The organism is Acinetobacter sp. AOR41_HL, from assembly GCF_027854645.1.
GTDB classification, from domain to species: domain Bacteria; phylum Pseudomonadota; class Gammaproteobacteria; order Pseudomonadales; family Moraxellaceae; genus Acinetobacter; species Acinetobacter nosocomialis.
In genome coordinates this window covers 1-20595 of sequence record NZ_JAKTHZ010000002.1, presented here as the reverse complement: position 1 = coordinate 20595, position 20595 = coordinate 1, and the positions used below count along the sequence as shown (strand labels likewise).

17 protein-coding genes and 1 tRNA gene are annotated in these 20595 nt (G+C 40.1%); 12 read left to right on the top strand and 6 right to left on the bottom strand.

Annotated features, from left to right (window positions below; translation table 11 throughout):
* The first annotated feature begins 33 nt into the window (after positions 1–33).
* The 7 genes from MKL35_RS00100 (at position 34) to MKL35_RS00070 (ending at position 7716) form a co-directional block, all read left to right on the top strand.
* Positions 34–1146, top strand: coding sequence for a tartrate dehydrogenase (locus MKL35_RS00100; protein ID WP_032010924.1), 1113 nt, complete (start codon positions 34–36; stop codon positions 1144–1146).
* Between the two features lie 20 nt (positions 1147–1166).
* On the top strand, positions 1167–2819 hold the full coding sequence (locus MKL35_RS00095; RefSeq protein WP_081404426.1) for a BCCT family carnitine transporter: 1653 nt from the start codon (positions 1167–1169) through the stop codon (positions 2817–2819).
* 11 nt (positions 2820–2830) lie between these two features.
* A complete protein-coding gene (locus tag MKL35_RS00090) occupies positions 2831–3805 on the top strand; it encodes an alpha/beta hydrolase (protein ID WP_032010920.1) in 975 nt (324 codons plus the stop codon).
* A 42-nt stretch (positions 3806–3847) separates the two neighbouring features.
* Complete coding sequence (gene cntA, locus MKL35_RS00085) at positions 3848–4963, top strand: carnitine monooxygenase subunit alpha (protein ID WP_004710265.1); 1116 nt, start codon at positions 3848–3850, stop codon at positions 4961–4963.
* A 63-nt stretch (positions 4964–5026) separates the two neighbouring features.
* Positions 5027–6478, top strand: a complete 1452-nt coding sequence (locus MKL35_RS00080; RefSeq protein WP_032010919.1) for an NAD-dependent succinate-semialdehyde dehydrogenase — start codon at positions 5027–5029, stop codon at positions 6476–6478.
* 47 nt (positions 6479–6525) lie between these two features.
* Positions 6526–7482 (top strand): carnitine monooxygenase, reductase subunit CntB, encoded by a 957-nt coding sequence (gene cntB / locus MKL35_RS00075; protein WP_004888393.1) that lies wholly within the window; start codon positions 6526–6528, stop codon positions 7480–7482.
* A gap of 157 nt (positions 7483–7639) precedes the next feature.
* Positions 7640–7716 (top strand) — tRNA-Met (locus MKL35_RS00070).
* A 43-nt stretch (positions 7717–7759) separates the two neighbouring features.
* Here the strand turns inward: MKL35_RS00070 and MKL35_RS00065 are convergent.
* The 6 genes from MKL35_RS00065 to MKL35_RS00040 all read right to left on the bottom strand — a co-directional run bounded on the left by MKL35_RS00065 (position 7760) and on the right by MKL35_RS00040 (position 14175).
* Positions 7760–8788: a hypothetical protein gene (locus tag MKL35_RS00065; protein ID WP_270912499.1), complete on the bottom strand. Its 1029-nt coding sequence runs from the start codon at positions 8786–8788 to the stop codon at positions 7760–7762.
* Entirely contained in the window at positions 8781–10406 is a 1626-nt protein-coding gene (locus tag MKL35_RS00060) for an NAD+ synthase (RefSeq protein ID WP_004710259.1), read from the bottom strand. Before MKL35_RS00060 ends, MKL35_RS00065 begins: the two co-directional genes overlap by 8 nt.
* A gap of 385 nt (positions 10407–10791) precedes the next feature.
* Positions 10792–11352: a hypothetical protein gene (locus MKL35_RS00055; protein WP_032010916.1), complete on the bottom strand. Its 561-nt coding sequence runs from the start codon at positions 11350–11352 to the stop codon at positions 10792–10794.
* 90 nt (positions 11353–11442) lie between these two features.
* Positions 11443–12303, bottom strand: coding sequence for a pirin family protein (locus tag MKL35_RS00050; protein ID WP_032010914.1), 861 nt, complete (start codon positions 12301–12303; stop codon positions 11443–11445).
* 171 nt (positions 12304–12474) lie between these two features.
* A complete protein-coding gene (gene hemJ / locus MKL35_RS00045; RefSeq protein WP_002050435.1) occupies positions 12475–12927 on the bottom strand; it encodes a protoporphyrinogen oxidase HemJ in 453 nt (150 codons plus the stop codon).
* Positions 12928–12945: 18 nt separating this feature from the next.
* Positions 12946–14175 (bottom strand): beta-ketoacyl-ACP synthase II, encoded by a 1230-nt coding sequence (locus MKL35_RS00040; RefSeq protein ID WP_002050356.1) that lies wholly within the window; start codon positions 14173–14175, stop codon positions 12946–12948.
* Positions 14176–14471: 296 nt separating this feature from the next.
* On the opposite strand from MKL35_RS00040, the gene MKL35_RS00035 reads away from it, so the two are divergent.
* The 5 genes from MKL35_RS00035 to tuf all read left to right on the top strand — a co-directional run bounded on the left by MKL35_RS00035 (position 14472) and on the right by tuf (position 20595).
* Entirely contained in the window at positions 14472–15788 is a 1317-nt protein-coding gene (locus MKL35_RS00035) for an EcsC family protein (protein WP_032010912.1), read from the top strand.
* A gap of 200 nt (positions 15789–15988) precedes the next feature.
* Positions 15989–16363, top strand: coding sequence for a 30S ribosomal protein S12 (gene rpsL / locus MKL35_RS00030; RefSeq protein WP_002050319.1), 375 nt, complete (start codon positions 15989–15991; stop codon positions 16361–16363).
* 159 nt (positions 16364–16522) lie between these two features.
* Positions 16523–16993: a 30S ribosomal protein S7 gene (gene rpsG / locus MKL35_RS00025; RefSeq protein ID WP_001138055.1), complete on the top strand. Its 471-nt coding sequence runs from the start codon at positions 16523–16525 to the stop codon at positions 16991–16993.
* Positions 16994–17171: 178 nt separating this feature from the next.
* The gene (gene fusA, locus MKL35_RS00020; protein WP_002050327.1) at positions 17172–19310 is read left to right on the top strand and encodes an elongation factor G; all 2139 of its coding nucleotides are present in this window, start codon (positions 17172–17174) and stop codon (positions 19308–19310) included.
* A 94-nt stretch (positions 19311–19404) separates the two neighbouring features.
* Entirely contained in the window at positions 19405–20595 is a 1191-nt protein-coding gene (tuf, locus tag MKL35_RS00015; protein ID WP_002157016.1) for an elongation factor Tu, read from the top strand.

The following is a 20595-nucleotide window of genomic DNA, read 5'->3' as shown; positions in this document are numbered from 1 at the left end:
CAAGGATATTAGTCGAAGGTGTGAAGGAAGCTTATGGCAAAAAGATATAAAGTTGCCACGATTGCAGGCGATGGCATTGGTTTAGAAGTTCTACCAGAAGGCATTAAGGTTGTAAAGGCAGCAGCAGAGAAGCATGGCATTGAGCTTCAGTTAGATGCTTTCGATTGGGCAAGCTGCGATTATTACCTTGAGCACGGCAAAATGATGCCGGATGACTGGTTTGAAACTTTGCAGGGCTACGATGCAATTTATTTTGGCGCTGTAGGCTGGCCAGATAAAGTGCCTGACCATATCTCGCTTTGGGGTTCGCTGCTCCAGTTCCGTCGTGGTTTTGACCAATATGTGAATTTACGTCCAGTGCGCTTAATGCCAGGTGTGAAATGTCCATTGGTAGGTAAAAAACCGGGCGACATCGATTTTTATGTGGTTCGTGAAAACAGTGAAGGTGAGTACTCAGCCATTGGTGGCAAAGCTTTTGAAGGGACAGACCGAGAGTTTGTTTTACAAGAAGCCGTATTTACACGTCATGGCGTAGATCGAATTCTGCGTTATGCATTTGAGTTTGCAAATCAGCGTGATGCAAAAAAAATTACCGCAGCGACCAAGTCAAATGGTATTGCAGTGAGCATGCCGTACTGGGATGAGCGCGTTGATGCGATGGCAAAACAATATCCACAAATTCAAGCTGATAAACAGCATGTTGATATTTTAGCGGCTCGTTTTGTTTTACAACCTGAACGCTTTGATGTGGTTGTAGCATCGAATTTATTTGGCGATATTCTTTCCGATTTAGGTCCTGCATGTACGGGAACCATCGGTTTAGCGGCATCGGCAAATTTAAACCCAGAAAGAAAATTTCCATCACTGTTTGAACCTGTCCATGGTTCAGCACCAGATATTTACGGTAAACAAATTGCCAACCCAATCGCTGCGATTTGGTCGGGTGCCATGATGTTCGAATTCTTTGGTGAAGAAGACGAGCGCTGTATCCAAGCGGGTCAAGATATTATGCAGGCGATTGAGCATGTCTTAATTAATGGCCCAAAAACAGCCGATATCGGCGGTCAGGCAAAAACTTATGAGGTAGGAGATGCAATTGCATCATGTGTAGCCCAAACTAAAATGGACGTATTCGCTATGGAATAACGCCATCCAAAAATGGATGTATGGATATGGATAATCAAAACACAAAAATTTATACGGATAAATTTCTTGCCGTAACCAGCTTACTGTTTGTATTTATTTCAGTTGCTGGTTTGGCGATTTATTCGCAAGAGTCGATCAAGATTGCTGCAACGTGGATGCAGTGGACGACATCGGTATTTACAACTCCAGTATTACTGTTTGCTTTTTTAGCCATCATTTTTACTTTTGGTCTTGCCTTTAGTAAATACGGAAAAATTAAGCTTGGAGAAGGAAAACCTCAATACAGCACAATGTCATGGATATTTATGTTCATCTTGTCGGGTATTGGGTCTTCCACACTTTACTGGGGCTTTTTGGACTGGGCCTACTATTATCAAACTCCGGGTTTGAGCCTACCGCCTGAGTCAGCAGAAGCATTGAAATATAGCGTGGCTTACTCGTTTTTTCACTCTGGTTTAAGTGCATGGGCAATTTATGCTTTGGCATCAATTTCTTTGTGCTACAGCTATCATGTGAGAAAAAACAAAGGTTTAAGTTTAGCTTCAGTGATTGAGGCTGTGACAGGCTTTAAATCAACCGGCGTGGTTGGTCGTTTAGTCGACTTAATGTTCTTGCTTTGCATGTTTGGTGCATTGACGATTTCATTGGTACTCACTGCCGTGACATTTACCAATATTTTGTCTCAGCTCACAGGCATTCCAAATACCTTTATGACCAAGGTCATCATTATTTTGGCAGTTTCAGTTCTGTTCGCACTCAGTTCTTATGTAGGTATGGACAAGGGCATGCAGCGTTTAAGCCATATGGTGTGCTTGGGTGTAGTGTTATTTGCGATTTATGTACTTTGCTTTGGTCCGACTCAATTCATTTTGAATAACTCGTTAATGAGTTTTGGATTAATGGCAACCAACTTTGTCGATATGAGTTTGTTTACCGACCCAATGGGGGACGGCAAGTTTACTCGAGAATGGACTGTTTTCTACTGGTTATGGTGGATTTCATATGCACCGGGTGTGGCACTCTTTGTAACGCGTGTTTCTAAAGGACGTACTATTAAAGAAGTGATCTTTGCCATGGTAATTGGTGGCAGTGTCGGTCTTTGGTTCATCTTTGGTGTATTTGAAAACTACAGTGTTTATAGCTTTATTCATGGGGCTGTAAATGTACCGCAAATCTTAAGTCAACAAGGTGGTGAGGTTGCGATTGGACAATTGCTCAGTCTGTTGCCTGCCGGAAAACTCATGATGTGGATTTTCCTCGGCATCATGGTGGTGTTTTTGGCAGCCCATATGGATGCGGTCGGATATGCGGTTTCAGCAACCTGTACACGCGGTTTAAGTGAAGGGCAAGACCCGTCGCCAAACGCACGTCTGTTCTGGTGTGTAATGCTGACCTTAGTTCCAATTGCCATGATCTTTAGTAAAGCACCATTAGACACCATGAAAACGGCAACTATTGTGACAGCTTTACCATTCATTGTGATTATTCTGATTCAAACCTATGGCTTAGTGAAATGGCTGATTCAGGATTATGCCAAAGTTCCATCGCATTTGATCGAGCAACAAGGTTATGATGATCAGGAAATTGGTTTAAACCAGGCTCAAGATGAACATGCAAAACGGATGCAGCTTGAGCTTGCAAGCTCAATCAAACTGGATAGAAAAACCAGCTAGAGGGAACGGTAATGACGACATATGAACAGGCTACTTATGCCTTAAGTGAAGAAATGCAAAGCCTAGTGTATTGGAGCAGCATTTATTCACCAGCAGATGCAGATATTGACTCAATCCGTGCGGCATATGATGCCATGTGCCGACACTACACTTTGCCACGTGATGACAAGATAGATGTAGAAGACCGAGTTGTTGCAAATGCAGAGCATCCTGTGCCTGTTCGTGTGTATTTACCAAAAACAAATCGACCTGAGTCTGGTTGGCCGTGTGTGTTGTATCTACATGGTGGTGGTTGGATGGTGGGTGGACTCGATTCACATGAGTTTATTACCAGTTATTTGTGTAAGGACTTAAATGCGGTTGTTATTAGTGTGGATTACCGTTTAGCACCAGAGCATCGCTTTCCAGCAGCTTTTGAAGATTGTTTAGCGGTATATCAATGTCTTAAACAGCATGGTTCAGCTTGGCAAATCGATAGCGAAAATATCGTTCTAGCAGGTGATAGCGCAGGCGGTAATTTAGCAGCTGCTCTTGCAGTGGATCTACAACATAGTGGTTTGCAAGCTCAAGGGCTGGCATTGGTTTATCCATGTTTAACGACAGCATTTGATACCCCAGCCGCGCAAAAGCACGCCCATGCGCCGTTGTTAACGGCTGAAGATATGCATTTTTATTTAAAGGAATATGCACCGAATTCACAAGACTGGCAGGATTTACGTCTAGCACCTTTATTGGCAACTGATTTTTCAGATATGCCTACAAGTTTTGTGGCAGTTGCAGAGTATGACCCTTTAAGTGATGACGGTTCTCTCTTTACCCAAAAACTGGAACAAGCAGGCATCCCTAACGAGTTTCATTTAGGTAAAGGTTTATTACATGGCAGTTTACGTCTGATGCGTGACTGTCCGGAAGTTCAACATTTATATCAAAACATGCTAAGTGCAATACGTCGCATGTTGAGCAGTGCCGAAAAGACATCAATTTAATATCGAGCCATTTGGACGAAAAGAATTTAATGGAGTAAAAACATGAGTGCAGTTGAAAAATTACCTGAAGATTTTTGCGCAAACCCAGATGTTGCATGGACTTTCCCTAAAGTTTTCTATACTTCATCTCAAGTTTATGAGCATGAAAAAGAATCAATCTTTGCTAAAAGCTGGATTTGTGTTGCACATGGCAGTGAGTTGGCTCAGCCAAATGACTATATTACCCGTAAAGTAATTGGTGAAAATATTGTCATCATTCGCGGTAAAGATAGTGTTCTACGTGCGTTTTATAATGTGTGTCCACACCGAGGCCATGAGCTTTTAAGTGGCAGTGGTAAGGCAAAAAATGTAATTACTTGCCCATATCATGCATGGACGTTTAAGTTAGATGGAAGCTTAGCATTGGCACGTAACTGTGACCACGTTGAATCTTTCGATAAAGAAAACTCAAGCATGGTGCCTTTAAAAGTCGAGGAATATGCAGGTTTCGTATTTATTAATATGGATGAAAATGCGACTTGCGTAGAAGACCAGCTTCCGGGCTTTGCTGAGCGTTTAAATCAAGCATGTAGTGTAATTAAAGATTTGAAATTGGCGGCTCGTTTTGTAACAGAAACGCCAGCAAACTGGAAAGTTATTGTCGATAACTACTTGGAATGTTATCACTGTGGGCCTGCACATCCGGGCTTTGCTGACTCAGTACAAGTCGACAAATATTGGCACACCACACATCAAAACTGGACATTACAGTACGGTTTTGCGCGTTCATCTGAGAAGTCATTTAAGCTTGATCCATCAGTAACAGATCCTGAGTTTCATGGGTTCTGGACTTGGCCTTGTACCATGTTCAACGTACCACCGGGCAGCAACTTCATGACTGTGATCTATGAGTTTCCAGTTGATGCAGAAACAACTTTGCAGCATTACGATATTTACTTTACAAATGAAGAGCTTACTCAAGATCAAAAAGATTTGATTGAGTGGTATCGCAATGTATTCCGCCCGGAAGATTTGAACTTGGTAGAGAGCGTACAACGTGGTCTGAAATCACGTGGTTATCGTGGTCAAGGCCGTATCATGACTGACAAGCAACGCTCTGGTATCAGTGAGCATGGTATTGCTTACTTCCAACATTTAGTGGCGCAGCATCATAAATAAAACAAATGGATTTATTCAGGTGTAAAGATCACTTACACCTGATTCTTCAGTTAGGAAGATGATATGTCGAGTTTACAAAGTACTGAACTATTTCAGCAACAAGCCTATATTAATGGGCAATGGCTAGCTGCACAGTCGAATGCGACTGTTCCGGTGAGTAACCCAGCTACAGGCGAAGAAATTGGCACAATTCCGAATATGGGAGCGGCAGAGGCAACGCAAGCAGTTGAAGCTGCCTATATGGCTTTACAAAGTTGGAAAGCTTTAACTGCCCAAAATCGTGCTGATATCTTGTTGGCTTGGCATAAACTGGTTCTCGATCATACCGATGAACTTGCTTTAATCATGACCATTGAGCAAGGCAAGCCTTTAGCAGAAGCAAAAGGTGAGGTTCGCTATGCTGCATCATTTATTCAATGGTTTGCCGAAGAAGGCAAGCGTATTTATGGTGATGTGATTCCAACCGTAAATAACCAGCAGCGTTTTATTATCAGTAAAGAACCTGTGGGTGTCGTGGCTGCGATTACGCCGTGGAATTTCCCAATTGCCATGATTACCCGTAAAGCAGCACCAGCTTTAGCAGCGGGTTGTACGGTCGTGATTAAGCCAGCCAACGAAACACCTTACTGTGCATTAGCGATTGCAAAGCTTGCAGAAAAGGCGGGTATACCAGCTGGTGTGATTAATGTTGTTACTGGTAAATCTCAAGAAATTGGCTCGGTATTTACTTCACATGAAAAAGTAAAGAAGTTAACTTTTACTGGTTCAACGCCAGTGGGCCGTTTACTGATGCAGCAGTGTTCAAGCACCATTAAAAAATTGGCACTTGAGTTGGGCGGAAATGCTCCTCTGATTGTGTTTGATGATGCCGATTTAGATAAAGCTGTGCAAGGCGCGATTTTTGCCAAGTTCCGTAATGCAGGCCAGACCTGTGTTTGTGCTAACCGCATTTATGTACATGACAATATTTATCAAGCTTTTGCCGAGAAGTTTGTACAAGAAGTACAAAAATTTAAAGTCGGTAACGGTTTGGAAGATGGCGTACAAATTGGCCCATTAATTAATGAAAAAGCAGTTTTGAAAGCACAGCAGTTAATTGATGATGCAGTGAGCAAAGGCGCTAAGATTGCATGTGGTGGTAAGCAGCATGCTTTAGGACAAACCTTTTATGAACCATCAGTTTTAACTAATGTTGACCGTACAATGGAAATTGTCCAAGAAGAAATTTTTGGTCCGGTTGCGCCGCTCATTCGCTTTACAGATGAAGCAGATGTGGTTGCTCAAGCAAATGACACTATTTTTGGCTTGGCTGCGTATGTTTACAGCGAAAATATTTCACGTTTATGGCGAGTGTCGGAACAGCTTGAATATGGAATGGTCGGTATGAATGCCACAGCAATTTCAAATGAAGTTGTACCATTTGGTGGTGTGAAGCAATCAGGCGTTGGACGTGAAGGTTCAAAATATGGTCTTGAAGAATTCATGACTATTAAATACATGTGTTTAGGGCTTTAAGGATAAGCCCTAACAACAAGAATATGCGGTAAAAGAAGGATTCTAATATGGCTAGTCATTATGAAATGTTCCCAGCAGTTGTTACTCGTGTGGAACAGCTAACCCCTTTAATCAAACGGTTTACGTTCAAACGTCAAGATGGGCAGAACTTTCCTCGATTTAGTGGGGGAAGCCATATTATTGTCAAAATGAATGATCAACTTTCCAATGCTTACTCATTGATGGGCTGTACGCAAGACTTATCAACTTATCAAGTCTGTGTTCGTAAGGATGTCGAAGGTAAGGGTGGATCAGTTTTCATGCATGATCAGTGCAATGAAGGCTGTGAAATCCAGATATCAGAACCAAAAAATTTATTCCCGCTAGCTGAAACAGGTACTAAACATATCTTAATTGCAGGTGGTATTGGTATTACACCGTTTTTACCGCAAATGGATGAGCTTGCGGCACGTGGTGCTGACTTTGAGCTACATTATGCTTACCGTTCACCTGAACACGCGGCTTTACTTGATGAATTAAAGCAAAAACATCCAGAGCACGTATTTAGTTATGTTGATTCAGAAGGCAGCATGCTTAACTTAGACGAATTAATTTCATCGCAACCAAAAGGCACACATGTATATGTATGTGGACCTAAACCTATGATTGATGCGGTGATTGATTGTTGTAACAAGCACCGTTACCGTGATGAATACATTCACTGGGAACAATTTGCCTCAACAGTTCCAGAAGATGGTGAAGCATTTACGGTGGTACTTGCCAAATCTAATCAGGAAATTGAAGTACAAAGTAACCAGACTATTTTACAAGCTATTGAGACATTAAATATTGATGTGGAATGTCTATGCCGAGAAGGGGTTTGTGGTACATGTGAAACCGCTATCTTAGAAGGTGAAGCAGAGCATTTCGATCAATACTTAAGTGATGCCGAAAAGGCTTCACAGAAGAGCATGATGATTTGTGTATCAAGAGCAAAAGGCAAAAAACTGGTATTAGATCTTTAATATATTTCTGTGGCCGATCAATTGCTTAAAGTAAGAATTTGCTAAAAAATGAACAAATAATGGTGATCTGAATCATATTTGTTCATTTGGTGGGCATAAAGAGTTTTGAAGTATTGACCTGCTATACAGAACTATAGATAATGCGCACACAGTTTACGGCTATGTAGCTCAGTTGGTTAGAGCACCGCACTCATAATGCGGGGGTCACAAGTTCAAGTCTCGTCATAGCCACCATTTTAAAAACCACGCTCCTGCGTGGTTTCTTTTTATCTATTTTTTACTCATTAAAATGTTTTTCAATCATATCGAGTGTTTTTGAGCTTTGATAAAAAGGAGCTAAGAGCGCTTGAAGTAACGGTTCCAAAATACCGTGCTCATTAAAGGCATCCATAACCTTTGGATAAAAACGTAAAGCTTCAGTTTGTAAATCGGTTTCGGTTAAACCAATCTCACTTAACACTTCAAATAGACTTTGGTCTTTATAAAAATCATAAAAAACTTCGAAGCCATACAAAATAAGATCTTGCATAAATTGCGATTGACGTAATTCTTTCCAGTATTCATAAATTAAGACAAAGAACTCTTCCACATCAAGAGGAGTGAGCTGTTTCATAAACTCATACATTTTTTTATGTCTAATATCTTCCCAGATATGACGCACTAAGCTTTCTAAATCTTCAGCCGACAAAAGACTTAATTCTGTAAGTTGTTCATGAATAAAACTAGCAATCCAAGTTTCAAGTTTATGCTCGAGACGTTGTTGCTGTAAAAACGAGAATTTTTTAAGTTTATGTTGCCATTCAAAATGGTAGTCATTCACTTTAGTGGCAGTTAAAAATTTTGGTAATTTTTGTTCTAAGGTTGAAGTAGCAATATATTGGCAAAGTTGTTGAACAGAAGGGCTGGTTCTTAAAAACTCATTCAGATATTGAGGAATATGCTCCATTTCCAAAAACTTGGAAAGCCACATTTCAAACTGGTGATCGGATACCAAGTCTTGTAGCTGAATTGGAGATTTCATGGCAGATAAATAAATACGCTGTGCAATTTCCCCAATAAACTCAAGTAAGCCTGCACCCAGCTGCATTTCAAAAGCATAGCGTTTCACAACGGCTTGTAATTGTTCTAAATCTACAACTTCATAAAGTTTAATTTCGTCAGCATGTTGCATAAACAGTTGAATGAACTGCTGGAAATAAATAGGTGAGTTTTCTATCGATAATTGTTTTTTGAAAAATTCCACCTGCTCAAGCAAAAGTGCTTGAGCAAGTGCTGTGGTTTTTGATGAGTTTTTCTGCTCAGTCATTCGCTGTCCAACCGTTGACAATCGGATAACGTCGTTCGCGACTAAATGCACGAGAAGTAATTCTCGGGCCAATCGCACCTTGACGACGTTTATATTCATTACGATCAACTAAACGGATGACTTTTTCAACAACTTCTTTATCAAAACCTTTGGCAATAATGTCTGCCTGACCTAAATCTTCTTCAATGTATGCATAAAGGATAGCATCCAATACATCATACGCTGGTAAAGAATCTTGGTCTTTTTGATCTGGACGAAGTTCTGCTGAAGGTGGACGAGTAATCACACGCTCAGGAATAACCGGAGTTTCACTTAAGCTATTACGGTATTTTGCTAATTCAAACACGATTGTTTTATAAACATCTTTGAGAACAGCAAAGCCACCCACCATGTCACCGTAGAGTGTGCAATAGCCAACTGAAAGTTCAGATTTATTACCTGTAGAAAGGACTAAATTACCAAACTTGTTAGATAACCCCATAAGCAATGTACCACGAGCGCGCGCTTGTAAATTTTCTTCAGTCGCATCGGCTGGTGAATTACCAAAGAACGGATATAAAGTTTGCATGAAGCTATTTACGATTGAGTGGATTTCGGCAATACCGAAAGTCACGCCCATACGGCGAGCTTGTTCAGCTGCATCTTCTACACTAATTTGAGAGGTGTAGGTATAAGGCATCATCACAGCTTGAACTCTTTCAGCACCGATTGCATCAACTGCAATAGCGAGCGTAAGGGCAGAGTCAATACCGCCAGAAAGACCTAAAATTACTCCAGGAAAACCTGAGCGCTCTACATAGTCACGTGTTGCCATGACTAAGCCTTGATAGATCTCTGCAAAAGTTTCCAATGCAGGAGCAGACTCGGTGACCTTATATAATTTTGTATCGCGGTCAAATTCAGCTATATACAGGTCTTCTTTAAAGCTTGGTGCTTGTAAAGCAATTTCACCATTTTGGTTGCTGACAAAACTTGTACCATCAAAAATTAAATCATCTTGCCCACCAACTTGGTTGACATAAACAATGTTTAAATGAAGCTGCTTTGCAAGCTCACTTAATGTCTGTTTACGATGCTGTGGTTTACCCACTTCATATGGCGATGAATTAAGCACAAGTACAGTATCAACATTTAATTGGCTTAATTGTTTTACTGTATTGATTGACCAGATATCTTCACAAATGAGTACACCAAACTTATGACCTAAGTACTCAAATACCAAGTGCTGATGGCCTTTTTGGAAATAACGTTTTTCATCAAAAACGCCATAGTTTGGCAAGTTATGTTTATTGAAGACACCTAAAACTTGGCCATCTTTCATGACAGCAGCTGAATTATAACGTTGACCATCTTCTGTCTGGTTTACGAAGCCGAAAACCATCACAATATCTTTAACTTCGCTAAGTTGAGCAAAAGCCTTTTGCATACGTTTATTTAAATTTGGACGTAACAATAAGTCTTCAGCTGGATAACCAATCACAGAAAGCTCAGGAAAAATAATCAGGTCAGCATCTTGTTTTTTCGCCTGATTTGCTTGCTCAATCATCTTTTGGGTGTTTGAGTCAATATTGCCAATATGCGGAGAAAACTGAGCAAGGGCAACTTTAAAACTTTTCATTCAAACCTAATCCTAGATCATAACGAATATAAATACACATAGTGTTGATTTTTATGAATATAATTTTTCAACGATGTGTATAGCACGATAATAAACAAGTAAAATAGTAAACAAAAATGTCAAGATCAATAATATATACCAATCACATATTTTCTGCGTAAAAATAACGAGATTTTCTGTATACAATAGAAACAAGCTTCATTATTTTTATTGTTTGTATACTGCCTTAACACTCCAAATTTTGGAATAAGTTTTTATACTTATTTTCAATAATTTGACATTAATAAACTCAGATCTCAACTTTATTTTCATATTTTTTTGTTTATAAACTTTCTGATTATAAGTTAGCAAAAAAGTTACGTTGAAGACGATCTTGATTATTTAGTTACAAATCAAAGTGAGGTGAACAAATAATATTTGGTAGCTTACCTGAACAGATATCTCTAGCAATTTCTCCTTGCTGCTCAATATTGTAAGAGCTAAAAGCTTTCTGAGGATGGTAAGTGTATTTATATGGGTTGTAATATTTAAAACTCAGATAGTAGGCCGTTTGTAGTAAGGCGCCTTTTAGTAGTACATGAATACCTCGTTGGTATTGCATGACATGAGCCAACTCATGAATAAAAATGCCTTGTATGAATTTAGACTCTAGCGCGTAATTACTACTGTAGTCAGAAAGATTGACATAAATATTTCCATTTGGAGCCATCAAAATTCCATGGACTTGCCAAGGTAAGTAACGAGTAGCAATAATTTTAGGGCGGTCACAATCTAAAAAATCTCCAAAAACCTTTTGCGCTAAAGCTTTTTCTTCTGGTGTAAGAAATCGAATCGGATAGCTTTTTAAGTGACGAAAAATGAAAAGGGTGAAAATAATAAATTGTCGATATGTGACAAGTTTAAAAGCGTTGAGAGTGAACATAGTTTTGCTAGTAAATAAGTTCATCTGTTAATTTGTAGCATAACATACATCAACTATGTTGAAAGACAGACGCAAATAACTGTCATTTGTTTCGCATGCGGTAGTTAGGCTGTTTTACTTGGCAAATCTTCCATTTTTAATATCATCATAGGCTTGTAAAATCTCATCATAAGTATTCATTACAAATGGACCATGACCATTAATCGGTTCTGTAATGGGTTGTCCTGTCAAAATAAGTAACTTACAACTTTGTAAAGCCGTAATAGAGAAATGCTCTCCTTGGTTTGACATCACTGCTAAACCTTGTTCCTCTAGGACTTCTTCATCTTTTTGAAATTGTACTCGACCTGAACGTAAATAAACTAATGTTGTTTCGCCAGATTGAGCAGGGAAAATGGCTTGCTGACCTGCGCGGAGCTCTACATCTAATAAGGTAACAGGTGTGTGAGTAAGCGCGGGTCCTATAACATGATTAAACCGCCCGGCAATAATACGTACAAATCCAGCCTCATTTTCCAGTTTTACCACTGGTATTTCAGCTTTCTTTAAACTTTGATAGCGTGGAGAATTCATTTTATCTGCTGCTGGTAAATTGACCCAAAGCTGGATCATTTCAAAAGCACCGCCAGATTTAGAAAATTCTTCACTAAACAATTCCCGATGAATTACACCAGCGCCTGCTGTCATCCATTGCACATCGCCAGCACTTATAGACCCACCTCCGCCAGATGAATCTTTGTGTTCGAGTTCACCTGCATAAACAAATGTTACCGTTTCGAACCCACGATGGGGGTGATCATTGACTCCTCTACGTTTTATAGACGGTGCAATTTTTCCGGGGCCTAAATGGTCGAGTAGTAAAAAGGGGGAGAGTGTATTACCTAACTCATGGTAGGAAAAAACAGAAAGAACTGGATAAAAATCGCCGACTGCAAAACGAGTATCGTTACGATGAATAAAAGCCAGACTTTTCATGCTTTATCCTTACTGTTTATTGAATTTATAAAAAAGATGAGGTGTTTTTATAAGAATGCATCAAGATTGCTGTAAAAGTCTTTTGCTCGGAAAAATAAATTATGAATAGGTTAAGTCAGTGAAATGAATAAAAGAATTCAGTTAAAAATCTTAGATAATAAAAAACCCCAGTTAAAACTGAGGTTTTACGACAACTAAAATCACAACAGCAAATAAAATTAAGGTTGGCATTTCATTGAAAAAACGCCAGAACTTATGTGATTTATAGTGAGCATTTCCAATAAGCTTTTTGCGATAGTAACCACAAACTAAATGATAAATCACTAATAAAGCCACTAATCCAACTTTTAAATAGAACCATGTGGCTTCATGGTAATGTCGAGTTGCATCGCCCCAGTCTACGAGAAAATGGGCAGTAATTAATGTGGCAATCATAGATGGCCACATAATACCTCGATACAACTTACGTTCCATCACTTCAAAGCGTTGATGACTTGCCGCATCCTCACTCATTGCATGGTAAACATAAAGACGTGGTAAGTAGAACAAAGCAGCGAACCAACAAACCACAGCAATAATATGTAATGCTTTTACCCACAAAAAAGCATCAGAAGGTGCATCCATCGTTAATCCTAGGTGGGATTATGCATCCCACTTCTTGAAAATTAGGCAAGCGTTTACACCGCCAAAGCCAAAACTGTTACTCATTACAGTATTCAATTTTGCATCACGTTTTTCAAGCACAATATCAAAACCTTCAGTGCCATCATCAAGCTCAGTCACGTTAATGTTTGGAGCAATAAAGTCATTTTGAAGCATTAATACAGAGTAAATTGCTTCATGAACACCAGCAGCACCCAAGCTATGACCAGTCATAGATTTAGTTGAGCTTAAAGGTGGAACTTTACCTTCACCAAAAGCACGTTCCATTGCTTTAAGTTCAGTAACATCACCAGCTGGTGTAGAAGTACCATGGGTATTTACATAGTCAATTTTTTCTACGCCGTGTTGTTTTGCTTCTTCAAGAGCCATCAAGATACAACGAGTCGCACCTTCACCGCTTGGAGCAACCATGTCTGCACCGTCACTGTTCGCAGCATAAGCAACAACTTCAGCAAGAATTTTTGCACCACGTGCTTGAGCATGTTCAAGAGATTCAAGAACAACGAAACCGCCACCACCAGCAATAACGAAACCGTCACGGTCTTTTGAATATGGACGAGATGCTGTTTCAGGTGTGTCGTTGTATTTAGAACATAAAGCACCCATAGCATCAAACAATAAGCTTTGAGACCAGTGATCTTCTTCACCACCACCAGCAAGCATAAGGTCTTGTTTACCAAGTTGAATAAGGTTATATGCATAACCAATTGCATCTGCAGAAGTTGCACAAGCACTTGCGATTGAGTGAGCAATACCTTGAAGTTTAAATGCAACCCCCACGTTTGCAGTAATTGTGTTTGTCATGTTACGTGGAACGAAGAAAGGACCAACTTTACGAGCACCTTTAGTTTCTAAAAGCTCAGTCATTTCTACAACAGAAGCAGTTGAACCACCACCTGAACCGCCAGCAATACCATAACGTGGATTATCTGCTAAATCTTCTGCTTTTAAGCCAGCATGTTCAACAGCGGCAACAGCAGAGTTATAAGCGTACATTGCACATACGCCCATGAATCGTTTTAATTTACGATCAATATTGTCAAAATCTTGTTCTGCAGCAGCGCTGACATGACTCTTAAAATTGAGTTCAGCATAAGTTGGGTTAAAACGTGTCCCGGAGATTCCATTTTGAAGTGAGTGAGTAACTGCTTCTAAAGAGTTACCGATACATGAGTTAATACCCATACCAGTGATTACAACACGTTTCATCTACAGGTCCCTTTATGGTGATATTTAAAGTCTATGAACATGAGCAGCTATTAAATGATAGGAGAATATAGCTGTAAGAACATTAGACATATGTTTTCGTTGTTACCATGATAGCAGAAAGGTTTTTTATTTCTTATGGCAAATCTTTATGTCAATTTTGCATTTAAAAAAAATAACCAAATACACAGTATGTTGCATTTAGGGTTAACTAAAATACACACATTCAAGTTGAGATAAATCCACATTCCACCTAGTATTTATCTCTAATTAGATAAATTAAAAAATCGAGGTACTGGATGACAAAATTTAATAATAATCAATCTGACAATTTGTTTTCTCAGGTCTTCGGAGTGGCTAAAAAGCTCAGTTCTACTGGTTTAAACATCTTGCAGCAAAGCCAAATAGGTGAGGTTAGTAAGTTGGCTGAGCCACTTGCAGGTGGTAAAACAGTAGAAGGTAATGCTAGAAGTAAAAGTCCTTTTGAAGTGGAACAGTATGAAAGTCCACAACAAATGTTACGTGAACATTTACCTAAAGTTACGCGTCAGGTGTTTGGTCGTCATTTTAGAAAGGTCAATGGTATTGCGACCTTTATTTCGCCTGATTGGAATGAAAAAATATCGAGCTATTTATTTGATTGGCTAAATGACTTTAGTTCAAAAAGTACGCTGACTGAAAAAATCTTAGAAGAGGCGGGTGCTAAAGACCTATTTGAGCTGACAAAAGATACTTCACGTTCACAACGTTTAAGTCAGGCTTTAATTGAACAAAATAAACTAATCGCAAGTATTCAAGGTGCAATTACGGGTGTATCGGGTATGGTCGGTGCAGCCGTAGATATTCCAGTTTCTTTAGTATTGGTTTTAAGAACAATTTATCAAACAGGACGATCACACGGTTTTGATTTGACTGAAGCCACTGATCAAGATGTCGTTGAATTTATTTTTAAAGAAGTTGATATTAGCCTGATTGCAGAGAAACAGACAGTGCTTTTAGCACTTAAAGCTTTACGTAATATGTTAGAGACACAAGACATTCAACAGTTTCAGCAAGTACTTGGGTCTTCAAATGATATTGAGACTTTAAAAAGCTGGTTAGTCGATGAAAATGGTGAATTCAAATGGAGCTGGTTAAATAAAGTTCCTCAACTTGCTGCGGTTGGCAAGTTTACTCCAGTTGCTGGTGCAGTACTTAGTGCTGTTTATAGCTGGAAGTTACAAGAAGATGTAGGTCATAAAGCACAAGCTATTTTTGGTGCAGCACGACATTATTTAAATGAACACCCAAGTGAGCATTTATCACCATTACAAGCTTACTATGCTGCAGTAACTCTTATTCAAAAGGCAAGTCCACGTCTTTTAAATGTTGGAGAAAATGGCAGTGTACATGCAGCACAACATCATAAAATTGAAAATCATGATGTAATTTCAAAAGTATCTGTTGTAGTAAAATCCAATACTTCTGAAAAAAGTGAAGAAAAAGTGCAAGAAAATGTTCATAACGGTATTGAGCAGCTTGCAGAAAAACATGTGGTTGAGCATGAACACAGTGAACAAAAACCAGCATTAGAAATTGAAAATGATGCGGTTGTAGAGAATCAAAAGTACTCTTAACAATACAATTACAAAGACAGGGTTTGAAAATTAAGTTTCAGCCTTATTTAAATTTGTAAATCATCCTGTCAAACATTGATATGGTCAACATTTGGTAAGTATTGCCATGTTGACCATTTTTGCATCTTGGCTTACAATTATGTGCCCTTAAAAAGAGGTATTTTCTTTTTAAGGTTTTTTAATAACGGGAGAATTGCCATATGGCAACAACGAATCAGTTGATCCGTAAGGGTCGTACGACTTTGGTTGAAAAATCCAAAGTTCCTGCGTTGAAGGCTTGTCCACAACGTCGTGGTGTTTGTACACGTGTTTATACAACTACACCTAAAAAACCTAACTCAGCTATGCGTAAGGTTTGCCGTGTTCGCTTAACTTCAGGTTTTGAAGTATCTAGCTACATCGGTGGTGAAGGTCATAACTTACAAGAGCACAGTGTTGTTCTTATCCGTGGTGGTCGTGTTAAAGACTTACCAGGTGTACGTTACCATACCGTTCGTGGTTCTTTAGACTGTGCCGGCGTTAAAGATCGTAATCAATCACGTTCTAAATACGGTACTAAGCGTCCTAAGAAGTAATTCTAGGAAACTAGTCCAAAAGCCCTTTAGCGTTTCGCTTGTTTGAATTCTTCATAGATTTGTAATTCAAGCGACGTATAGTAAGGCCAGCGTCGTGTACATGACACTTGTACAAACTGCTGGATTATCCTGAAGTGTCATATTATTAGGTGTATTAAAATGCCAAGACGTCGCGTAGTCGCTGCTCGTGAGATCCTTCCAGATCCAAAATTTAGCAGCCAAACAATCGCTAAATTCATGAACCACGTAATGCAAGATGGTAAAAAATCTATTGCTGAAAGTATCGTTTACGGTGCTTTAGAACGCGTTCAAGAAAAAAACAAAGTAGACCCAGTTGAATTTTTCGAGACTACTCTTGAGAAAGTTCGTCCTATGGTCGAAGTAAAAGCACGCCGTGTTGGTGGTGCTACTTATCAAGTACCTATGGAAGTACGCCCATCCCGTCGTACTGCCTTAGCAATGCGTTGGTTAGTAGATGCTGCTGCTAAGCGTTCTGAAAAAACTATGGCTTTACGTCTTGCTGGCGAGTTGCTTGATGCAGCTGAAGGCAAAGGTGCCGCGATCAAAAAACGTGAAGACGTGCATCGTATGGCAGAAGCTAACAAAGCCTTCTCTCACTACCGTTTCTAAGCGGATAAAACAGTCCCTAATCAGGAGAATACTCATGCATACAGTAGCTAGATTCAACATTGCTCTCTACCAAAGTGGGGGCTTTGCGGGTATTTAAGTTGCCCCGTTTGAGTATTCGTGCGCATCAATTTAATTGATGCGCCCTGTTTTAAAGATAACATTTAGGAATGTAGACATCATGGCTCGCCAAACCCCAATTACTCGTTACCGTAACATCGGTATCTCTGCGCACATTGACGCAGGTAAAACAACTACAACTGAACGTATTTTGTTCTACACAGGTGTATCTCACAAAATTGGTGAAGTACACGACGGTGCAGCAACAATGGACTGGATGGAACAAGAGCAAGAGCGTGGTATTACAATTACCTCTGCTGCTACAACTTGTTTCTGGTCTGGTATGGCTAACCAATTCCAACAACACCGTATCAACGTAATTGATACACCGGGACACGTAGACTTCACAATTGAAGTTGAACGTTCTATGCGTGTTCTTGACGGTGCGTGCATGGTTTACTGTGCAGTTGGTGGTGTACAGCCTCAGTCTGAAACTGTATGGCGTCAAGCAAACAAATATAAAGTGCCTCGTTTAGCATTCGTGAACAAGATGGACCGTACTGGTGCAAACTTCTTCCGTGTTGTTGAACAAATGAAAACACGTTTGGGCGGTAACCCTGTGCCAATCGTTGTGCCAATCGGTGCTGAAGACACATTCCAAGGTGTTGTTGACCTTATCGAAATGAAGGCAATCATCTGGGATGAAGCTTCTCAAGGTATGAAGTTTGAATACGGTGATATTCCTGCTGACCTAGTTGATACTGCTCAAGAATGGCGTACTAACATGGTTGAAGCAGCTGCTGAAGCTTCTGAAGAATTAATGGACAAGTACCTAGAAGAAGGTGATCTTTCTAAAGAAGACATCATCGCTGGTTTACGTGCTCGTACATTAGCTTCTGAAATTCAAGTAATGCTTTGTGGTTCTGCGTTCAAAAACAAAGGTGTTCAACGTATGTTGGACGCTGTAATTGAATTCTTACCATCACCTACAGAAGTTAAAGCGATCGAAGGTATCCTTGACGATAAAGACGAAACTAAAGCGTCTCGTGAAGCATCTGACGAAGCTCCGTTCTCTGCACTTGCGTTCAAAATCATGAACGACAAATTCGTAGGTAACTTAACATTCGTACGTGTTTACTCTGGTGTTCTTAAACAAGGTGATCCGGTTTATAACCCAGTTAAAGCTAAGCGTGAACGTATCGGTCGTATCGTGCAAATGCACGCAAACGAGCGTCAAGATCTTGATGAAATCCGTGCAGGTGATATCGCAGCGTGTGTAGGTCTTAAAGACGTTACAACTGGTGATACATTATGTGATGAGAAAAACATCATTACACTTGAGCGTATGGAATTCCCAGAGCCAGTAATTTCATTGGCTGTAGAACCAAAAACTAAAGCAGACCAAGAAAAAATGTCTATCGCTTTAGGCCGTTTGGCGAAAGAAGATCCATCGTTCCGTGTTCGTACTGATGAAGAATCTGGTCAAACAATTATTGCTGGTATGGGTGAGCTTCACCTTGACATCATCGTTGACCGTATGAAGCGTGAATTCGGTGTTGAAGCGAATATCGGTAAACCAATGGTTGCTTATCGTGAAACGATTAAGAAAACTGTTGAGCAAGAAGGTAAATTCGTACGTCAAACAGGTGGTAAAGGTAAGTTCGGTCACGTATATGTTCGTTTAGAACCGCTTGACGTTGAGACTGCTGGTAAAGAATACGAATTCGCTGAAGAAGTTGTTGGTGGTGTAGTACCTAAAGAATTCTTCGGTGCAGTTGATAAAGGTATTCAAGAACGTATGAAGAATGGTGTCTTGGCTGGTTACCCAGTTGTAGGCGTTAAAGCTGTTCTTTTCGACGGTTCTTATCACGATGTCGACTCTGACGAATTATCGTTCAAAATGGCTGGTTCTTATGCCTTCCGTGATGGTTTCATGAAAGCGGATCCTATCCTTCTTGAACCTATCATGAAAGTTGAAGTAGAAACTCCAGAAGACTACATGGGCGATATCATGGGTGACTTAAACCGTCGTCGTGGTATGGTTCAAGGTATGGACGATCTTCCTGGTGGAACAAAAGCAATTAAAGCAGAAGTTCCTCTTGCTGAGATGTTTGGTTACGCGACTCAAATGCGTTCTATGTCTCAAGGTCGTGCGACTTACTCAATGGAATTTGCTAAATATGCTGAAACTCCACGTAACGTGGCTGAAGGCATCATTGCTAAATTCCAAGCTGGCGGTAAAAAAGGTGACGACGAGTAATCTTTCGATTACTATAAGCCCTAACTAATTCTTAGTTGAAAACCAAGTGCTCATGGGGTAACCCTCCATGAGTAGTTAATAAAGGAAGATCATCATGGCTAAAGCCAAGTTTGAACGTAATAAACCACACGTAAACGTGGGTACAATCGGTCACGTTGACCATGGTAAAACAACTTTAACTGCTGCGATTGCAACTATTTGTGCAAAAACTTACGGCGGTGAAGCGAAAGATTACTCGCAAATCGACTCAGCACCTGAAGAAAAAGCACGTGGTATTACAATTAATACTTCACACGTAGAATACGATTCTCCAATTCGTCACTACGCACACGTTGACTGCCCGGGCCACGCCGATTACGTTAAAAACATGATCACTGGTGCTGCTCAGATGGACGGCGCGATCCTTGTATGTGCTGCGACTGACGGTCCAATGCCACAAACTCGTGAACACATCCTTCTTTCTCGTCAGGTTGGTGTACCTTACATCATCGTATTCTTAAACAAATGCGACCTTGTTGACGACGAAGAATTACTTGAATTAGTAGAAATGGAAGTTCGTGAACTTCTTTCTACTTACGACTTCCCAGGTGATGACACTCCAGTAATCCGTGGTTCAGCTCTTGCTGCTCTTAACGGTGAAGCAGGTCCTTACGGTGAAGAATCAGTTCTTGCTCTTGTAGCAGCTCTTGACTCTTACATCCCAGAACCAGAACGTGCTATCGACAAAGCATTCTTAATGCCAATCGAAGACGTATTCTCAATTTCTGGTCGTGGTACAGTAGTAACAGGCCGTGTAGAATCTGGTATCGTTAAAGTTGGTGAAGAAGTAGAGATCGTTGGTATTAAAGATACAGTTAAAACAACTGTAACTGGCGTAGAAATGTTCCGTAAACTTCTTGACGAAGGCCGTGCAGGCGAGAACTGTGGTGTATTACTTCGTGGTACTAAGCGTGAAGACGTACAACGTGGTCAAGTACTTGCTAAACCAGGTACAATCAAGCCGCACACTAAATTCGACGCAGAAGTATACGTACTTTCTAAAGAAGAAGGTGGTCGTCACACTCCATTCTTAAATGGTTACCGTCCACAGTTCTACTTCCGTACAACTGACGTAACTGGTGCGATCCAGTTGAAAGAAGGCGTTGAAATGGTAATGCCAGGTGACAACGTTGAAATGTCAGTAGAATTAATCCACCCAATCGCAATGGACCCAGGTCTACGTTTTGCGATCCGTGAAGGTGGTCGTACTGTAGGTGCTGGTGTTGTTGCGAAAGTAACTGCATAA